The following is an 18,274-nucleotide window of genomic DNA, read 5'->3' as shown; positions in this document are numbered from 1 at the left end:
AGCGAAGAGAGTGCAGATGTCGACAATTCTCGTGACAGGTGGATGTGGTTTTATCGGGCGCCACGTCGTCGAAGAACTTCTTGCGGCAGGCTATCAGGTCCGCGTCCTTGATGCGCTGATCGACCAGGTCCACGCCGATGCGGAGGCGGAAGTTCCGGACCTGGTCGAGGTGATCCGTGCCGATGTGCGCGACAAGGCTGCGGTGACGGAGGCACTTCAGGGGGTCGACGGGGTGATCCACCTGGCGGCCGAGGTCGGGGTCGGACAGTCGATGTACGAGATCGCTCGTTATGTGGGCGGCAATGATCTTGGAACCGCCGTCCTCCTCGAAGCCATGATCGGACTGCCGATCCGTCGTATCGTCGTCGCATCGTCGATGAGCGTCTATGGCGAGGGGCTCTACGCCACCGATGACGGACGTACGATGGGCTTTATCCGCCGCAAGGCGCAGCAGATCCGTCAGGGGCACTGGGAGCCCGCCGGGCCGGACGGCGAAAGGCTGACACCCGTCGCCACCGACGAAAGCAAGCCAGTGGACCTCGCCTCCATCTATGCGCTGACGAAGTATGCGCAGGAGAAACAGGTCCTGATCTTCGGGGAAGCCTATAGTGTCGAGGCTGTAGCTCTTCGTCTCTTCAATGTCTTCGGTGCAGGGCAGGCACTGTCTAATCCCTATACGGGGGTCCTTGCCAATTTTGCGTCGCGGCTTGCTAACGGCCAACCGCCGACGATCTTCGAAGACGGCCAGCAACGCCGCGACTTCGTCCATGTCCGCGATGTCGCCCGGGCGTTCCGCCTGGCGTACGAGCAGCCGAGCGCCAGTGGCCATGTGATCAATGTGGGTAGCGGTCAGGCCTACACCGTGGAGGAGGTTGCGACCCTTCTCGCGGATGCCATGGGCGTACCGGAGATCAAACCCGAGATCATGCATAAGGCGCGCTCCGGCGATATCCGCAACTGCTTCGCCGACATCTCGAAGGCCCGTGAGCTCCTCGGCTTCAAGCCGCAATACAAGCTGGAGGACTCGCTTGCGCCGTTCGTTGAGTGGGTTCGCAGCACCGAAGCAGTTGACCGCGGTAGCGAGATGCGGCGTCAGCTCGAGGAGCGGGGTCTGGTATCATGAAGCACACCGGATCCAGCCGTGGAAAGGCAGCAGTAAAAGAGTTCGGCTTCGTCGAGTGGTTTCGGCCGGGAGAATATGACCGGACAGAGGAGGTGCTGCCGCGCCTCATCGCATCAGGGGCATCCTATCTGAGGACGCATCTTTCATGGGCTGAATATCTCGCTCCTGGAGGAGAGGCCTGGTTCGACTGGCTCATTCCGCAGATCGGATCGCAAATCGACCTTCTGCCCTGCGTTCACTATACGCCGCCGTCGATGTCGCGAACGGGACGCTCTTCAGGAGCCCCGCACAATCTGAAATCCTATGCCGACTTCATCGATCACGTCCTGACCCGGTACGGCAAGCATTTCCGCCACATCGAACTCTGGAACGAGCCGAACAACCTGCTGGATTGGGACTGGCGCGAAGATACCGACTTTCAGCTTTTCTGCGAAATGGTCGGCGGTGCCGCCTACTGGGCGCAGCAGAGGGGGTTCAAACCGGTGCTGGGCGGCCCATGCCCCTTCGATCCCTACTGGCTAAACCTCATGGGTGAACGGGGCGTTCTCGGCGTCGTCGACGCAGTGGGCTTTCACGGGTTCCCGGGGACCTGGGACAGCGAGGAGGGCAGTTGGGGCGGCTGGGACATGCATCTCGGCGAGATGCGGCTTATCCTTGATAAGTACAATCCGAATTCGGAGATCTGGGTCACTGAGACAGGATACTCGACCTGGCGAAATGACGAGATGGAGCAGGTTCGTCGCTTCTCCAATGCTCTGGATATACCGGCCGACAGGCTCTACTGGTACTCTTGGGCCGACGTGCCGCCGAATGTCGCGGTGCAGGAAGGTCTTTGGTTCGATCCCCGCCACTACCATCTCGGCGCCGTCACGCATGACGGGCAGCCGAAGCTTCTCGCTCGGCTCCTGACGGAAGGCGGGGTCGAGCGCCTGCGCGAGGTCACCGAGTTCCCGGCGCCACGTCTCGGCGAGGGAGCCGCGCCCATCGTCATTACCGGCGGGAGTGGCTTCATCGGCTCCAACCTCGCGGACAGCTTTCTGAGCGAGGGAGCGGACGTCGTCATTCTGGACAACCTCGGGCGGCCGGGTGTCGACCAGAACCTCTCCTGGCTGAGGGAACGCCATGGGGACCGGGTCCACCCCTACTTGGCGGACATCCGGGACATGCATGGGATCGAAGCAGCGTTCACCGATGCCAAGGCGGTTTTCCATCTTGCAGCCCAGACGGCGGTTACCACGAGCCTGGTACATCCCCTCGAGGACTTCGAAACCAACGCGCGGGGCACCATCAACGTGCTCGAGGCGGTACGCAAGGCCGGCAACCGGGCGCCGGTGATCTTCGCAAGTACCAACAAGGTCTACGGCGCGCTCGAAGACATCACCATGCTCGAACTGGACGACCGCTACATCCCGTCGGACGAGGCGATCAGGGCTCATGGCATCGACGAGCAGCGTCCGCTTTCTTTCTGCACACCCTATGGCTGCTCTAAGGGCGTCGCCGACCAGTATGTCCTCGACTATGCCAAGTCGTTCGGGATCCCGAGCGCGGTACTCCGCATGAGCTGCATATATGGCCCGCGGCAGTTCGGGACGGAGGACCAGGGCTGGGTGGCTCACTTCCTGATCCGTGCCCTGGCTGGCGAACCGATCTCCATCTACGGAAACGGCAAGCAGGTCCGTGACATTCTTCATGTCGACGATGCCGTTGCTGCTTATCGCGCCGCACTGGCCTCCGTCGACAAGATTAGCGGGAGCGTCTTCAACCTCGGCGGCGGGCCCCATAACTCCGTCAGCATTCTCGGAGTGCTCCGCGAGATCGAACGTCTCACCGGGCGACCGCTGAAAACCTCCTTCGGGCCATGGCGTGCAGGCGACCAGTACTTCTTCATCGCCGACACGAGGAAGCTTGAGCAGGAGCTCGGCTGGCAGGCCAGGACCCGCTGGCGTGGTGGTATCCGCCATCTCGCGGAGTGGCTGGTCGAGCATCGTTTTGGCGGCCGGCCAATCCTCAGCGAAGCAAAAAGGATTCCGGCGTGACGCAGCAGTGGTCGTCGGTGCGTGACATGAGATTGCTGATGACTGTCGATGCGATCGGCGGCGTCTGGCGCTACGCGATGGATCTTGCCGCCGAGTTGCGCGATCATGGAGTGGAAACCGTCTTCGCCTGTCTGGGCCCCGCGCCGTCAGCCCAGAAGGTGGAAGAGGCAGAGCAGGTAGGGCAGCTTGTCCATCTGGACGCGCCACTCGACTGGCTCGTCTCCGCCGAGAGCGACCTTTCAGACGTTCCGCGGTTGATTGCCGAGCTCGGTCGAGAGGTGGGTGCGGATGTCCTGCACCTGAACCTTCCTTCGCAGGCCGCGGAAATCCCGACCGATCTGCCAGTCGTCGCAGTATCCCACTCCTGCGTTGTCACCTGGTTTGCCGGGGTGCGCCGACAGCCCGTTCCTCCGGACTGGCTTTGGCAGCAGGACCTCAATCGCCGAGGATTTGAGCGTGCGGACGTCGTGGTTTCACCCAGTCATAGCCACGCAAGGATGGTGGCCCAAGCCTACGGATCCATCCCGGCCATGCGCGTCATTCACAACGGCAGCCGGCTTGAGAACCTGCTTGCCGAAAAGACCGATATGGTCTTTGCCGCCGGACGCTGGTGGGATGACGGGAAGAACGGCAGGGTGCTCGATGCAGCGGCTGCCGCAACCCGATGGCCGGTCATCATGGCCGGCGCCAATGAGGGGCCCGGTGGGCAATACGCGCCGATCGCGCACGCGCAGCACAGGGGAGAACTGCCCTATGCCGATACGATCTCGTTGATGCGACGGGCGAGGATCGTCGTCTCCCCCTCCGTCTACGAACCGTTCGGGCTGGCAGCGCTTGAAGCTGCGCGTGCGGGCGCCGCGCTCGTTCTGTCCGATATCGAGACCTATCGGGAGCTGTGGGACGGCTGTGCCTGCTTTGCCGATCCTGACGACCCGGAGGCGTTCATCGAGGCGATCAACCGGTTGGCAGATGATGCAGATCTGCGGGCCATGCTTGCAGTGAAGGCCTATGATCGATCGCTGGACTTCACGATCGGAGCGCAGGCCCGGGCCATGGCTGAAATCTATGCCGAACTGCGAACAAGTAATAACACACTGACCGCTGCGGAGTAGTGATGCGTTTCATCTTTTACACCCATTCCCTGATGTCGGACTGGAATCATGGCAATGCGCATTTCCTGCGTGGCGTCATGCGTGACTTGATACGTCGGGGACATGATGCCGTTGCACTGGAACCGGAAGGTGCCTGGAGTCGCGAAAATCTGGTCCGGGACCAGGGGGCGGGGCCCCTGGAGCGCTTCAGGTCGACATTCCCGGACCTCGAAACGCGGATCTACGGGCCCGATTTCGATCACGAGGCAGCTCTGGCCGATGCCGACGTCGTGGTGGTCCACGAGTGGTCGGAACCTTCCCTGGTGGAGAAGATCGGCCGGGTGCGTAGGCATGGAGGGCGGTTTGCTCTCCTTTTTCACGACACGCACCACCGGGCGGTTTCGGCCGAGAAGGATATCGGCGGTCTCGACCTCCAGGACTACGACGGCGTGCTCGCCTTTGGTGAAACGCTGCGCCAGCGCTACCTGCAATCGGGCTGGGGCCGCAACGTTCTCACGTGGCATGAAGCGGCGGACACGAGCATCTTCAAGCCGATGCCGGACGTGGAAAAGACTGGCGACCTGGTATGGATTGGCAACTGGGGCGATGACGAGCGCACAGCCGAGATTGCAGAATTCCTGGTGGCTCCCGCACGGGATCTTCATCTGACGGCGACCGTCCATGGCGTCCGCTACCCGCAATCGGCACTGGCGTCTCTCGCCGAAGCGGGCATCGCTTACAAGGGCTGGATCGCCAATGCCGATGTGCCCGAGGCTTTCGCCCGACATCGCGTGACGATGCATATCCCGCGGCGCCCCTACGTCGAAAATCTGCCGGGGATTCCAACAATCCGGGTGTTTGAGGCGCTGGCCTGCGGCATTCCCCTCATCTCGGCGCCGTGGGAGGACTGTGAAGGCCTATTTCGCCCCGGCACCGACTTCCTTGTTGCGCGCAATGGCGAGGAGATGAGGCAGCATCTTCGCCGCGTGCTCACCGATCAGGACCTCGCACGCGAACTCGCTGTCACCGGCCGAGAGAGAATCCTCGCACGGCACACCTGCCGCCACCGCGTCGACGAACTCCTTTCCTTCCTGGATGATCTCGGAACCCGCCCCGAAGCTGCCCATGCAACAACCACGGAGGCCGCAGAATGAAGATCGCCTTTTACGGATCAAGCCTTGTCTCCGCCTATTGGAACGGGGCCGCCACCTATTACCGCGGCCTTCTGCGCGCGCTGGCCGAGAAGGGGTACGACATCACCTTCTACGAGCCGGATGTCTATGATCGGCAAAAGAACCGCGACATCGACCCGCCGGAGTGGTGCAAGGTCGTCGTCTACGAAGGCACTGTGGGCGCTCTGAAAAAGGCCACCGAGGAAGCCGCCGGAGCGGATGTTGTCGTCAAGGCAAGCGGTGTCGGCTTCGAGGATGATTTCCTGCTGGAGAAACTGCTGCGCAAGGCGCGGCCGGAATCACTCAAGATCTTCTGGGACGTGGACGCACCCGCGACTTTGGCGGAGGTCCGGGGCGCGCCGGACCATCCATTGCGCCGCGCGCTCGGCGATATCGACATGGTCCTCACCTATGGCGGCGGCGATCCCGTCGTCGACGCCTATCGCTCCATCGGCGCGCAGGAGTGCATCCCGATCTACAACGCACTCGATCCCAAGACGCATCATCCCGTTTCCGCTGAACCGCGCTTCACTGCTGATCTCGGTTTTCTCGGCAATCGGCTTCCGGATCGCGAGGCGCGGGTGGAGGAGTTCTTCCTCAATCCGGCTTCGCGACTCTCCGATCAGACCTTCCTGCTTGGCGGGTCGGGCTGGCAGGACAAGCCGATGTCCCAGAACGTCACCTACATCGGTCACGTGTCGACGCGCGACCACAATGCCTTCAATGTCACACCCAAGGCGGTTCTGAACATTTCCCGGGCCAGCATGGCGGAGAACGGATTTTCGCCCGCGACCCGCGTCTTCGAGGCTGCCGGGGCAGGGGCCTGCCTGATCACGGACTATTGGGAAGGTATCGAGCTGTTCCTGAAGCCGGACGAGGAAGTCCTTGTGGCGCGCGATGGCCCGGACGTAGCGGATATTCTAGCCGGTCTTTCGCAGGAGCGGGCGAAGGAGATCGGACAGCGGGCACTGCAGCGTGTCCTTGCCGAACACACCTATGCCCACCGCGCCGAAACGGTGGATCTCCTCTTCCGCCGCCATGCCGAGAAACTGGAGGCTGCCGAATGAGACAATCACTCGACATCGTTATCCTTGGGCTTTCCCTATCATCCTCCTGGGGCAATGGGCACGCCACCACCTATCGGGCGCTCCTGAGGGGCCTGAAGGAGGAGGGCCATCATGTGCTGTTCCTGGAACGCGACGTTCCCTGGTACGCGAGCCAGCGCGATCTGCCAGCGCCGGACTTCTGCGAGCTGCAGTATTATACGCAGCTAGACGATCTGATGGCGAAATACGCGGACCGGATCAGATCCGCAGATGCCGTGATCATCGGCTCCTACGTACCAGAGGGCGTCAGGGTGATCGACGAAGTGGCGGCCATGTCTCCACAACGCCTCTGCTTCTATGACATCGATACGCCAGTGACACTGGCGAAGCTCGATCGGAATGACGAGGAATACCTGGCGCGGCGGCAGCTATCCCTTTTCGACGCCTATTTCTCGTTCTCGGGTGGTGACGTGTTGAACAGGCTCGAAGACGTCTATGGCTCGCGAAATGCTGTCGCGCTCTACTGCTCCGTCGATCCCGATCACTACGTCAATACCGGGGAGGCGTTCGAATGGGATCTCGGCTACCTCGGCACCTACAGCCCCGATCGCCAGCCGACCGTCGAGAGGCTGCTGCTGGACGTCGCGCGCCGCTTGCCGGACAGACGCTTCGTCGTCGCTGGTCCGCAATATCCTGCGGAGATCGATTGGCCGGAGAATGTCGACCGAATCGAGCACCTGCCGCCCGCCGAGCATGCCTCCTTCTACAGCCGCCAGCGCTTTACACTAAATGTGACGCGGGCCGACATGATCGAGGCCGGCTGGTCGCCCAGCGTGCGCCTTTTCGAGGCGGCTGCCTGCGGGACGCCGATCATCAGCGACTACTGGCGCGGGCTGGACGAGCTTCTGCCGCACCAGGACGCGATCATCATCGCACGCGACACTGCCGACGTCGTCGCGGCGTTATCCACCACGGACGACGCGAAACGGGACGAAATTGCTGCATCCGCGCAGGCAAGGGTGCTTGCAGACCATACGGGCCTCGCCCGATCGCGGGAACTGGTGGAGGCGCTTCTAGCGAGCCCGCCGGCAAGGGAGACGGAACGACACCCGCGACAACGCATTTCCGCTTGAAGGGAACGCCAAGCCCAAAGCTACTCATGCTCTGGGCCGTTTCCCGCCGCCAACGTTCAACCAGACATGGGATAGCAGGAATGGATGCACGTAGCGATCCGGGACGCCACCTGAAGGAACAGATCGATAGCCTTGGTCCGTGGTTCCAGAACATGCGGATCGGCGGTGTCGAGACGGCGCCCGAGCACTTTCTCGGCGACTACCCCAACTTCAAATGGCAGGGCTTCAGGCATGTCATTCCAGATGATCTGGAAGGCCGCAGCGTCCTCGATATCGGCTGCAATGCCGGCTTCTACGCGATGGAAATGAAGAGGCGGAACGCTGGGAGGGTCGTTGGCCTCGAGCCGGATCCCCGCTACCTGGAGCAGGCGCGGTTCGCAGCCAAGCACGAGGGCCTCGATATCGAGTACCTCCAGATGTCCGTCTACGACGTCCCGAAGCTCAAGGAGCGGTTCGACCTGGTGATCTTCATGGGCGTTCTGTACCACCTGCGGCACCCACTGCTTGCCCTCGACCTGATCTACGAGCACGTCGCCGCCGACCTGATGCTCTTCCAGTGCCTGCAGCGTGGCGATGAGCGTCTACCTGAACTCAAGGAAAACTACGACTTTTCCGAATGGGCGGTATTTGACCGGCCGGACTATCCGAAACTGTTCTTCGTCGAGGAACGCTATGCGAGCGACCCGACGAACTGGTTTCTGCCCAATTTGGCTGCGATGGAGGCGATGCTGCGCAGTGCCGGCTTCGTCATTCGCGATCATCCGGAGCGCGAGGTCTACCTTCTTGGGCGCGGCCAGCGCCACTATGCGGTCGAGCCTCCGACTTTCGTCTGCGGCTGACGCCAGGAAAGGGCGGGCGCCGAGAATCCGCCCGCCATTCTGATCAACCTGCAGCCTGGTCGGATGCCCCTCAGCCCGGCACTGCGGCCGGTTCAGCAATCGGCTTGGCCCGGGTGAAGATAACCCCGGCAAACAACAGGACGCCGGCAAACGTTACGACCGACGAGATCGCGACGAGCGGCTCCATGGCGGCATTGCCGCCGAGCAGCAGGTAGAGGCTGGGGATCATCACGGTGACGCCTGCCGTGTAGACCCAGTATTGCAGCTGGGCGAGCCGCGTTTCGGCCTTGGCAGGGTTCAGTGCGTAGTACCCACCGAAGATCGCCATGGTCACCCAGCCGAGCAGGTTGCTGTGGGCATGGGCGCCGCTTGTAGCATAGTGGTGCGATATCGACATCTGCAGACCCATGATGATGCCGAGGATGAGAAAACAGATCGCAGTCTTGAAATACAGATTTGCTAGGCGTGGCATGACAATCCCCTCCTGTCAGAGCCAACATTGACAACGGTCAAGATTATCAGAGGACAACGGAAATGTAATCAGGCAGTGCGACCGAGTGAAGCACGTGGACCAATCGAGCGGGAACTCGAGCGGCTCTTGCTGGATCTCGCTCCAAGGGGAATTCGCGATCCTCTTTCAGCGGTCCTCGTGCAGCGTGTTCGCGGTGCCACCACATCGCGCTCCAGCGGTCGGGCCCATTCGTGTAACTGCTCATCAAACTTGTCATGATGAATCGTACACAGGTGCGGCCGCGCAATCGTCACATGGGGACAAGATCGCCCCCAGGTTACCGTTTGATGCTCGGCGGGAGCGCGAGGTCTAATCGTGCACCATCTGTTAGGTGCGACGGCCGTTGATTACGGGGAACTTGACGACTCGCTTTCGGAGGCCAATCCTAAGAGCCTACGTCATCAACGGTGCGAAGTCGCTTGGGACCAGTAATTTGGGCCGATAACTGATCACCCTCTACGCTAGGTTTGCCGAAGATCCTTCTAAGTTCGGCGGCTTCGCCGCGAAAAGGACCGCATCCAACGGAAAAGCTGTTCTGATTGAAGGTATGGAGGACAAACGGGGATGGCCAATGGAAGTACTCAATCGAATCAAATGGGATGAAGTCGCTTCCCACTATCAAGAGCGGGTCTCCATCTCCCGGCGATTAAGTTCACTCTTGATGGGAGGAAATGTGCGAGACTATGCCAGACTGGCTGTCTCAGAGTCTAACGATGACTTCCTGGCTAACTACAGTGCCCAAGAGCATCATCTTGGTCCAAAAATTCTGAATCAGAATCCAGATGCACATCGGCGAGTTTTTGAATTGGCTCGCAACTTCAACCTCGTGGCGGGAGCGCATGAAGTACCGCTGCTGATTAAAAGGGCCGGCCTGAAGTACCTCGCGATTTCAGTCGGATCTGAGATTTCGTGCATGATAAAGCCGCGACTCTGTTGGATTGCGAACACTAGGACAATCTGGGCGCATCTGCTTATTAAACACAGCTTTAATATCGCCCGTGCTAATGAAGAATTGCGTCTCTACCGAGACGGCGAGGATACTTCGGAGATGGCCTATCAGAAGTGGCGAGCGATCCACGCTGCCATGAATGACGACCTGCAGAAGTTGAATGACCTGACGGCGCCAGTGGCAGAAAAGGCTGGGTTCCGGCCGGGCCTCGAGAAATACCTTTGGATAGACTCAATCGCGAACCATATCTATGCGGCGGAACACGGGTGATGCTACCATCAGGAAGCGATCCGAACGTTAGGGGCCCCTAAGGGCCGCGTATCGGTGATAGGTCAACCGCGGCGGAGATGGAAGACTAATAGCGAATCTAGGATCATTAGCGGCTGTCGTCTCTCCGCTGATGTCAAAAAAGACCCCATGACAGCATGCGCTTGCTCCGTTTGGGTGCATCATGCTCCGCTCAACTTGGGTTTCAACTCCCTGAGAGCTCTTCTCGGCCCCAAAAGTCCCGCAACACCCGCTAATTAATGGAAAGATGGTGAGAGCGCAGGGGTTCGAACCCTGGACCTACTGATTAAAAGTCAGTTGCTCTACCGGCTGAGCTACGCTCTCCCACACAAGGGGAAGCCCCTTTCGGAAGTGCGCGGAACATATGCAGACGGACTTTCCGGGTCAACCGCAAAAACAGCAAAAATGCGGCTTCTTGTCCCAAGACCAGCAGCATTCAAAAACGTGATTGGCATTGCAGTCTTGGCGTGCTTTAGGCAGGCAGACCCTCGACAGGGCTGATTGCAGGAGTTGCTGTTGTCGATTGCGGACATATCGCTGTGGAGTGCATTGCTGGCGGGAGCCCTGTCGTTCCTGTCGCCGTGCGTGCTGCCGCTGGTACCGCCCTATCTCTGCTACATGGCTGGCATTTCCGTGGACCAGTTTCGCGGGGAGGGGCCGAGCGAGGCCGCAGTGGAAACGCGGCGGGCGGTGCTGACAGCCGCCGTTTTCTTTACGCTCGGCTTTGCCACGGTCTTCGTGGCACTCGGCGCTGGTGCATCGACCATCGGCGTATTGCTGCGCCAGCATCTCGACCTCCTGTCCAAGATCGGCGGGCTGATCATCATCGCCATGGGCCTTAATTTCCTCGGCGTTTTCCGGATTGGCCTGCTTTCCCGCGAGGCGCGCTTCCAGGGGAGCGGGAAGCCTGCGACCCTTTCCGGTGCCTATATCATGGGCCTCGCCTTCGCATTCGGTTGGACCCCCTGCATCGGTCCGGTCCTCGGGGCCATACTCGGTGTTGCAGCCTCACGGGAGACGGTGGGTGACGGGGCGACGCTGCTTGCCGTATATTCGCTCGGGCTTGCCGTCCCCTTCTGGATCGCGGCCGGCTTCTCGGGCTCGTTCATGCGTTTCCTGTCGCGCTTCCGCCGGCACCTCGGTGCGGTCGAGAAGGTCATGGGCGTGCTGCTCGTCCTCACCGGACTGGCGTTCATGTTCGGGTTCATCAGTACGGTCGCGATCTGGTTCCAGCAGACCTTTCCAATCCTGATGCAAATCGGCTAAGCCGGGCCCGGCGCCGGATCGGCGCGGGTGAAGGATAGACGATGGCCGACATCACAGCATTGCTGTTGCCCTTTTTCGGACTGATCCTGATCGGCTATGTCGCCGCCCGCGTGACCCGCCAGCCGGCCGAAGCGCTCGGCTGGATGAACACATTCATCATCTATGCCGCCCTGCCGGCGCTTTTCTTCAAGCTCGTTTCGCGAACGCCGATCGAGGATCTGGCGCGGATCGACTTCATCGCTGCCGACATTGCCGCGACCTATGCAATCTTCATCCTGCTCTTCCTGATCGCGCGATTCCTCCGGCGTGCATCGGTGGCCGATTCAACGATCCAGGCGTTTGGCGGCTCCTACGGCAATATCGGCTATATGGGTCCGGGTCTCGCGCTCCTCGCCTTCGGCGATGCGGCTGCGGTGCCCGTCGCGCTCATCGTCTGCCTCGAGAACGCCACGCACTTCATCGTGGCGCCGGCCATGATGGCGGTGGCGGGCGGCGACAAACGACCGCCGCTTCAACTGGCTGCCGAAGTCGTGCGAAAGGTGGCGCTGCATCCGTTTATCATATCCACCGCGCTGGGTTTCCTAGTGGCGGCAAACGGGCTTGCGGTGCCGACGGCGGCGCAGCGTCTGGTAGACTACCTGGCCCAGGCGGCCGCTCCCTGCGCGCTCTTTGCAATGGGAGTCACCCTGGCGCTACGGCCGCTCAAACGGGTCCCGGTAGAGATCGGCTATCTGTCGGCCGCAAAGCTGATCATTCACCCGGCAGCAGTCTACATGGTCCTGTCTCTTGCGGGTGACTTCGATCCTGTCTGGGTCTATTCGGCCGTCCTGCTCGCGGCACTTCCCACCGCGACCAATGTCTTCGTCATCAGCCAGCAGTACGGGGTCTGGCAGGAAAGGGCATCCGCAACCGTGCTGATCACCACGGCATTTTCCGTCCTGACGCTACCGGTGCTTCTCTACCTGATCACCGCCGGGCTGCTTCCGCCGGACCTCTTCCCGTAGCTGGTCGACAAACGCCCGCAGCCCGCGGCCAGGCTCCACGCCCTCGCGCATCACGAGATTGCGCAGCGGTGGGACCGCGTTCAGAAGGTGCATGCCTGTAGCGCGCAGCATCTGGATGGGCAGGAAGTCTGACAACAGCGACCGGTTCAGGAGATCGACGCCGAAGGTCCGGGTCATGATGTCGGGACGACGGCGGCGGTTGAAGCGGTCACCCGCATCGGCGGCAATGGGCCTGCCTACCGTGTCTGCCAGGAGTTCCGTGAGCGTGATGATGTCCCTCAGCGAGAGGTTCAGCCCCTGCGCACCGATGGGCGGGAACGCGTGGGCGGCCTCTCCGACAAGAGCCATGCGGCCCTTGCCGAAACGATCGGCCATCAGGCTCGACAGCGGCCAGCATTGAGGGCCGGGCTCGACCGTCACCTTTCCGAGCATCGACTGCATCCGGTTCTCGACCTGCAGGGAGAGCTGTTCAAGCGGGAGCGCCAGCAACCGCTCTGCCTCGTCCGGTCTGACGACCCAGACCAGGCTGGAGCGATTGCCGGGCAGGGGGACCTGGGTAAAGGGGCCGGTGGGGGTATGGAATTCGGTGGAGATGTTTCCGTGTGGCAGAGCGTGCCCGAAATTCAGCACGATGGCCGACTGCGGATAAGACCAGCGCCGGGTGCCGATGCCGGCACTTTCGCGAACGCGCGAAGAGCGGCCGTCCGCACCGATCACGAAATCCGCGGTTACCGTCGTCCCGTCACCCAGTGTGAGGTGTGCCTTGTCCTGCGCTAACGCGCAGGCCTCCATGGTGACCGGATGACGGGTGACATTTGGCTCTACCGAAATTGCGCTCTCCAGGCATTCGAGGAGACGGCGGTTGGGAATGTTATACCCGAATGCAGTCAATCCGACGTCGGCGGATCGGAACTGCGCCGTCGGCGCCCGCAGGAGCCGGTCGGTTCCGTCGATGATCTGCATCACGCTGAGAGGGGCGGCAGTCGGGGCGATCCGGTCCCAGAGCCCGAGGCGCTCCATGAAGCGGATGGAGTGGTCCATCAGCGCCGTCGTCCGCTCGTCGTGCGCCGGTGCCTCCGGTGCGATCAGGGCAACCCGACGCCCGCCACGCGCCATCGCAAGCGCTGCAACCGTGCCGGCCAATCCGCCACCTACCACCGCAACTTCATAGTCCAGCATGATGCATCCTCGTCGGCAAACCAATCCGCGCTATGTAGAGCCTTCCCGCCTCCTTATCCATGGGACGTGGCAGCGCAGATCGCAAATCCTGCGCGCAAGGGATGCCGGTCGGGAGTGGCCGGTTGCAAAGCCGCAGTTTTCGCAGCATAGGTCGTCAAACAGAACGGGAATGGCGCGTGATCAGACGAATTTTCAACTACCGAAAAGTCCCCTATGCCGAAATCCGCGCGTTCTCCGTCCACCTCCTGACCGCATCGGGATCATTTCTCGCCTTTCTCGGGGTGGTGGCAGCGGCCGAGAGCCGCTTTGTCGACATGTTCTGGTGGCTAGGGCTTGCGCTGTTCGTGGACGGGATCGACGGTCCCATTGCACGCAAGGTGCGGGTGCGCGAGGTCCTGCCGAACTGGTCGGGCGACACGCTCGACAACATCATCGACTACGTCACCTATGTCCTGCTTCCGGCTTTCGCGCTCTACAAGAGCGGCATGATCGGAGAGCCATGGTCCTTTGTCGCCGCAGGACTGATCGTGGTCTCGAGCGCGATCTATTATGCCGATACGGGCATGAAGACGGATGAATATTTCTTCTCCGGCTTTCCCGTCGTATGGAACATGGTGATCTTCACTCTCTTCGTCATCCAGGCGAGCGAGACCACTGCCTTCATTGTCGTGATCGTCTCGGTGATACTCACGTTCCTGCCCATCAACTTCCTCCACCCGGTGCGCGTCAAACGTCTAAGGCCGGTCAATCTGGCCATTCTCATGATCTGGTGCGTGCTCAGCGGCTATTCCCTGCTGTTGCACTTCGCATCTCCCGACTGGCTCGTCTATGGGGTCGTGGCGTCTGGCGTTTACCTCTATTTCATCGGAGCAATCCTGCAATTGTTTCCGTCTCTTGGCAGGGACGCCTAACCTGTTGGCGATGCATGTTTTCGGTTGTGCGCAGCAACAAATCCGATAACAGTAGACGCCTGCGGTCCCATCGTGGCCGTGTGTAAACAGGACGCGCGGTGTTTCTCGCAAGCCTCGAAGAAGGTGAAGCCGCGTGAACAAGGGGGTGCAGTGACTGTGATGGAGGGATCGGCCGTCAATCCGCTATTGTCGGTCCGCAAGCTTACCAAGTATTTCGGCAGCTTCCCCGCCTGCTCCGGAATTGACCTCGATATCGGCGCCGGCGAGATCCATGCGCTACTGGGAGAGAACGGCGCCGGAAAATCGACCTTCGTCAAGATGCTCTTCGGCATTCTCGATCCGACAGAAGGTGAGATTCGCTGGGAGGGGCAGCCTGTCAGCATACGCTCGCCTGGGGAGGCCCGCTCAGTCGGAATCGGAATGGTCTTCCAGCACTTTTCGCTGTTCGAGGCCCTGACAGTAGCCGAGAATATTGCCCTCTCTCTCGATCCCAAGATTTCGCTTGCAAGGATTTCCGACGAGGCTGCGAGCCTGTCCAAGGCCTACGGATTGCCGCTCGATCCCAAGGCCCATGTCGCGGATCTCTCGGTCGGCGAACGTCAGCGCATCGAGATCGTCCGCGCGCTCCTGCAGAACCCGAAACTGATTATCCTCGACGAACCGACCTCGGTTCTCACGCCCCAGGAGGCGGATCGCCTGTTCGAGACGCTGTTCAAGCTGAGGGCAGAGGGGCGGTCGGTGCTTTATATCAGCCATCGGCTGGAAGAGGTGCAGCGCATATGCGATCGCGCCACCGTCCTGCGCCATGGAAAGGTAACGGGCGACTGCGATCCGAAGCAGGAGACGGCAGCCTCCTTGGCGCGAATGATGGTCGGCTCCGACGTTGCCGGAGTTCAGCGGGAGGATCGTAAGGTCCCAGGCGATGTCCGGGTCGAGGTCAAAGACCTTTCTGTTGCGGCCCGTACTCCGTTCGCGGTCGCCCTGAAGGACATCAACCTGACGGTGCGCGCGGGCGAGGTGCTGGCCGTAGCCGGCGTTGCCGGGAACGGACAGGGCGAGTTGTTCGACGCGCTTTCAGGTGAATACCCTGTGTCGGACAACGAGACGATCCGCTTGTGCGGGAAGCTGGTCGGCCGCCTCGGGATCAATGACCGGCGCCTGTTGGGGGCCGGCTTTGTACCGGAGGAGCGCCATGGACATGCAGCAGTGTCGGAGATGAGCCTTTCCGACAATCTCCTCCTTGCACGGAGCCGGTCCGACCGCCGGGCGTTCCTCGGCGGCGGGGTCATGAACGTCATCCGGCACGGCGCGATTCAGCGGGCAACCCAGCGGATCTGTGAAGAGATGGATGTCCGCAAGAGTGGAGAGGATCCGCGCGCTGGCTCACTTTCCGGCGGCAATCTTCAGAAGTTCATCGTCGGACGCGAACTTGATCGTCAGCCGGCAGTCCTGGTCGTCAACCAGCCGACATGGGGCGTCGACGCAGGCGCGTCGAGCCGCATCCGTCAGGCACTCGTCGACCTTGCCAACGCAGGTTCTGCGGTCATCGTCATCAGTCAGGACCTGGACGAGATATTCGAGGTGGCCACCAGCATCGCGGTGATTTCCGAGGGGAGGCTTTCGCCATCATACCCCGCGCGCGAACTAAGTCGTGAAAGGATCGGCCTGCTGATGGGCGGTGTCCATGATTCGACGCATGCGGAGGCGTCCCATGCGCATTGAACTGCAGAAACGGGACCGGGGAGGGCGCCTGTTCTCCTTCATATCGCCTCTCCTTGCGCTGGCGCTGACGCTGTTCTTCGGCGGCCTGATGTTCTGGTTCCTCGGCAAGGACCCAGTCGATGCGCTCTACAGCTTCTTCGTGGAGCCGTTGCTGGAGGTTTGGTCCCTGCATGAACTGGCCATCAAGGCTGCGCCGTTAATCCTTATCGCGGTCGGTCTTGCGGTCTGTTACCGCTCCAACAACTGGAATATCGGCGCGGAGGGACAGTTCACCATCGGCGCGATAACAGGTGCTATCCTCCCGGTCCTCTATCCGGATTGGCACTCGCCAGCGATCCTGCCGCTGATGCTCGTCATGGGTGCGATCGGTGGAGCAATCTATGCCGGCATTCCGGCGCTCCTGAAGACACGCTTCAACACGAATGAGATCCTGACGAGCCTGATGCTCGTCTATATCGCCCAACTGTTCCTCGACTGGCTGGTAAGGGGTCCCTGGCGCGATCCGCAGGGCTACAACTTCCCGCAGACTAAGGCCTTCGTGCCGGAAGCCGTCCTGCCGGAGATCCTGGATTCCGGGCGCGCCCATCTCGCCATCGTCTTTGCGCTCGTCGCGGCGGTGGCCATCTGGTTCATGATGCGGTTCATGCTGAAGGGTTTTCAGGTGTCCGTGATCGGGCAATCGGAACGTGCGGGCCGTTTTGCCGGCTTCTCATCCCGGCGGATGGTCTGGTTTGCGTTCTTGCTCTCCGGAGCGCTGGCGGGTCTTGCCGGCATTTCCGAGGTCTCAGGCTCCATCGGGCACGTGCAGCCCGCAATATCTCCGGGCTACGGCTTCACGGCCATCATCGTTGCTTTCCTGGGCAGGCTGAATCCGCTCGGCATCATCGCTTCCGGATTTGTTCTCGCCCTTACCTATCTCGGAGGCGAGGCGGCTCAGCTCTCGATCGGCATTTCGGACAAGGTGAGCCGCGTCTTCCAGGGGCTTCTGCTGTTCTTCGTGCTGTCCTGCGATACCCTGATCCACTACCGCATCCGCCTCGTCTGGCGTCAGGCGACAGGAGCCGCCCATGCTTGAGGCGATCCTCTTGACGGTAATCACCGCTGCGACGCCACTTGTCATCGCGTCGCTCGGCGAACTGGTGACGGAGCGGGCAGGCGTGCTCAATCTCGGCGTCGAAGGCATGATGATCATGGGGGCGGTCGCCGCCTTCGCCGTGACACAGGCGACCGGCTCCCCCTATATTGGCGTCGCTGCGGGCATCATCGCAGGCGGGTTATTCTCGCTCCTGTTCGGTGTCCTGACCCTCACGCTGGTCGCCAATCAGGTTGCGACGGGGCTTGCGTTGACGATCTTGGGACTGGGGCTTTCCGGGCAGATCGGGGAGAGCTTCGTCGGGCAGCCAGGGATCAAGCTGCAGCCAATCGCCATCCCACTGCTTTCCGAAATTCCTCTTCTCGGGCCATTGCTGTTCCGGCAGGATATCATCTTCTATCTGTCTGTCCTGCTCGTAGGCGGCATCCACTGGTTCCTGTTCAGGAGCCGCACGGGCCTGAAGTTGCGGGCGATCGGCGACAATCATGGCTCCGCCCACGCGCTGGGGATCAACGTGATCCGGACCCGTTATCTCGCCGTCATGTTCGGCGGCGCCTGCGCCGGGCTCGCCGGCGCACACCTGTCGCTTGTCTACACCCCGCAATGGGTGGAGAACATGACGGCCGGACGCGGCTGGATCGCGTTGGCACTCGTCGTCTTCGCGTCCTGGAGGCCGCTTCGTGTGCTTGCCGGCGGATATTTGTTCGGGGCGGTCACCATCGGCCAATTGCATGCGCAGGCGCTGGGGATCGGCATACCTTCGCAGCTTCTGTCCGCCATGCCCTATGTCGCGACTATTGTCGTCCTGATCATCATCTCGCATAATCGGCGCACGACGCTGATCAATACTCCCGCCTCGCTCGGAAAACCCTTCGTTCCCGAACGTTGAGGCCTGTCCCGCATCCAAGTCT

Annotated in this window: 16 protein-coding genes and 1 tRNA gene; 14 read left to right on the top strand and 3 right to left on the bottom strand. The window is 61.4% G+C overall.

Annotation, left to right across the window (positions count from 1 at the left end; all coding sequences use genetic code 11):
- The first annotated feature begins 16 nt into the window (after window positions 1-16).
- The 7 genes from FN060_RS08270 (at window position 17) to FN060_RS08240 (ending at window position 8,440) form a co-directional block, all read left to right on the top strand.
- Complete coding sequence (locus FN060_RS08270; protein WP_077546364.1) at window positions 17-1,123, top strand: NAD-dependent epimerase/dehydratase family protein; 1,107 nt, start codon at window positions 17-19, stop codon at window positions 1,121-1,123.
- Entirely contained in the window at window positions 1,120-3,159 is a 2,040-nt protein-coding gene (locus FN060_RS08265) for an SDR family NAD(P)-dependent oxidoreductase (protein WP_142587643.1), read from the top strand. Before FN060_RS08270 ends, FN060_RS08265 begins: the two co-directional genes overlap by 4 nt.
- Window positions 3,160-3,197: 38 nt before the next feature.
- Entirely contained in the window at window positions 3,198-4,271 is a 1,074-nt protein-coding gene (locus FN060_RS08260; protein ID WP_142587642.1) for a glycosyltransferase family 4 protein, read from the top strand.
- Between the two features lie 2 nt (window positions 4,272-4,273).
- Entirely contained in the window at window positions 4,274-5,404 is a 1,131-nt protein-coding gene (locus FN060_RS08255; RefSeq protein WP_142587641.1) for a CgeB family protein, read from the top strand.
- Window positions 5,401-6,489 (top strand): CgeB family protein, encoded by a 1,089-nt coding sequence (locus tag FN060_RS08250; RefSeq protein ID WP_142587640.1) that lies wholly within the window; start codon window positions 5,401-5,403, stop codon window positions 6,487-6,489. The genes FN060_RS08255 and FN060_RS08250 overlap by 4 nt, the downstream gene beginning before the upstream one ends.
- Window positions 6,486-7,601, top strand: coding sequence for a CgeB family protein (locus tag FN060_RS08245; RefSeq protein ID WP_142587639.1), 1,116 nt, complete (start codon window positions 6,486-6,488; stop codon window positions 7,599-7,601). The genes FN060_RS08250 and FN060_RS08245 overlap by 4 nt, the downstream gene beginning before the upstream one ends.
- Window positions 7,602-7,681: 80 nt before the next feature.
- Window positions 7,682-8,440, top strand: a complete 759-nt coding sequence (locus FN060_RS08240; RefSeq protein ID WP_142587638.1) for a TIGR04290 family methyltransferase — start codon at window positions 7,682-7,684, stop codon at window positions 8,438-8,440.
- Between the two features lie 70 nt (window positions 8,441-8,510).
- Here FN060_RS08240 and FN060_RS08235 read toward each other — a convergent pair whose 3' ends face one another.
- Complete coding sequence (locus FN060_RS08235) at window positions 8,511-8,912, bottom strand: hypothetical protein (protein ID WP_142587637.1); 402 nt, start codon at window positions 8,910-8,912, stop codon at window positions 8,511-8,513.
- A gap of 610 nt (window positions 8,913-9,522) precedes the next feature.
- On the opposite strand from FN060_RS08235, the gene FN060_RS08230 reads away from it, so the two are divergent.
- Window positions 9,523-10,170 (top strand): hypothetical protein, encoded by a 648-nt coding sequence (locus tag FN060_RS08230; protein ID WP_142587636.1) that lies wholly within the window; start codon window positions 9,523-9,525, stop codon window positions 10,168-10,170.
- 266 nt (window positions 10,171-10,436) lie between these two features.
- On the opposite strand, the gene FN060_RS08225 is transcribed toward FN060_RS08230, so the two are convergent.
- Window positions 10,437-10,512 (bottom strand) — tRNA-Lys (locus tag FN060_RS08225).
- A gap of 192 nt (window positions 10,513-10,704) precedes the next feature.
- Here FN060_RS08225 and FN060_RS08220 point away from each other — a divergent pair.
- Together FN060_RS08220 and FN060_RS08215 are read left to right on the top strand one after the other, a co-directional pair.
- Complete coding sequence (locus FN060_RS08220) at window positions 10,705-11,454, top strand: cytochrome c biogenesis CcdA family protein (protein ID WP_142587635.1); 750 nt, start codon at window positions 10,705-10,707, stop codon at window positions 11,452-11,454.
- Between the two features lie 41 nt (window positions 11,455-11,495).
- Window positions 11,496-12,458 (top strand): AEC family transporter, encoded by a 963-nt coding sequence (locus FN060_RS08215; RefSeq protein WP_142587634.1) that lies wholly within the window; start codon window positions 11,496-11,498, stop codon window positions 12,456-12,458.
- On the opposite strand, the gene FN060_RS08210 is transcribed toward FN060_RS08215, so the two are convergent.
- The gene (locus FN060_RS08210; RefSeq protein ID WP_142587633.1) at window positions 12,399-13,637 is read right to left on the bottom strand and encodes a UbiH/UbiF family hydroxylase; all 1,239 of its coding nucleotides are present in this window, start codon (window positions 13,635-13,637) and stop codon (window positions 12,399-12,401) included. The genes FN060_RS08215 and FN060_RS08210 overlap by 60 nt on opposite strands.
- A gap of 176 nt (window positions 13,638-13,813) precedes the next feature.
- On the opposite strand from FN060_RS08210, the gene pcsA reads away from it, so the two are divergent.
- From pcsA to FN060_RS08190, 4 genes are all read left to right on the top strand, one after another.
- Window positions 13,814-14,548 carry a phosphatidylcholine synthase gene (gene pcsA / locus FN060_RS08205; protein WP_183949683.1) on the top strand — a complete coding sequence of 245 codons (735 nt, stop codon included), beginning with the start codon at window positions 13,814-13,816 and terminating at the stop codon, window positions 14,546-14,548.
- A 159-nt stretch (window positions 14,549-14,707) separates the two neighbouring features.
- A complete protein-coding gene (locus FN060_RS08200) occupies window positions 14,708-16,270 on the top strand; it encodes an ABC transporter ATP-binding protein (protein ID WP_142588442.1) in 1,563 nt (520 codons plus the stop codon).
- On the top strand, window positions 16,260-17,345 hold the full coding sequence (locus tag FN060_RS08195) for an ABC transporter permease (protein ID WP_077546272.1): 1,086 nt from the start codon (window positions 16,260-16,262) through the stop codon (window positions 17,343-17,345). Before FN060_RS08200 ends, FN060_RS08195 begins: the two co-directional genes overlap by 11 nt.
- On the top strand, window positions 17,338-18,252 hold the full coding sequence (locus FN060_RS08190) for an ABC transporter permease (protein ID WP_142587632.1): 915 nt from the start codon (window positions 17,338-17,340) through the stop codon (window positions 18,250-18,252). The genes FN060_RS08195 and FN060_RS08190 overlap by 8 nt, the downstream gene beginning before the upstream one ends.
- Window positions 18,253-18,274: the final 22 nt, after the last annotated feature.

Source organism: Pseudorhizobium halotolerans (assembly GCF_902153235.2).
Classification (GTDB): Bacteria; Pseudomonadota; Alphaproteobacteria; order Rhizobiales; family Rhizobiaceae; genus Neorhizobium; species Neorhizobium flavum.
Note: the sequence above shows the minus strand (reverse complement) of the source record. Positions and strands in the feature narration are given on the sequence as shown.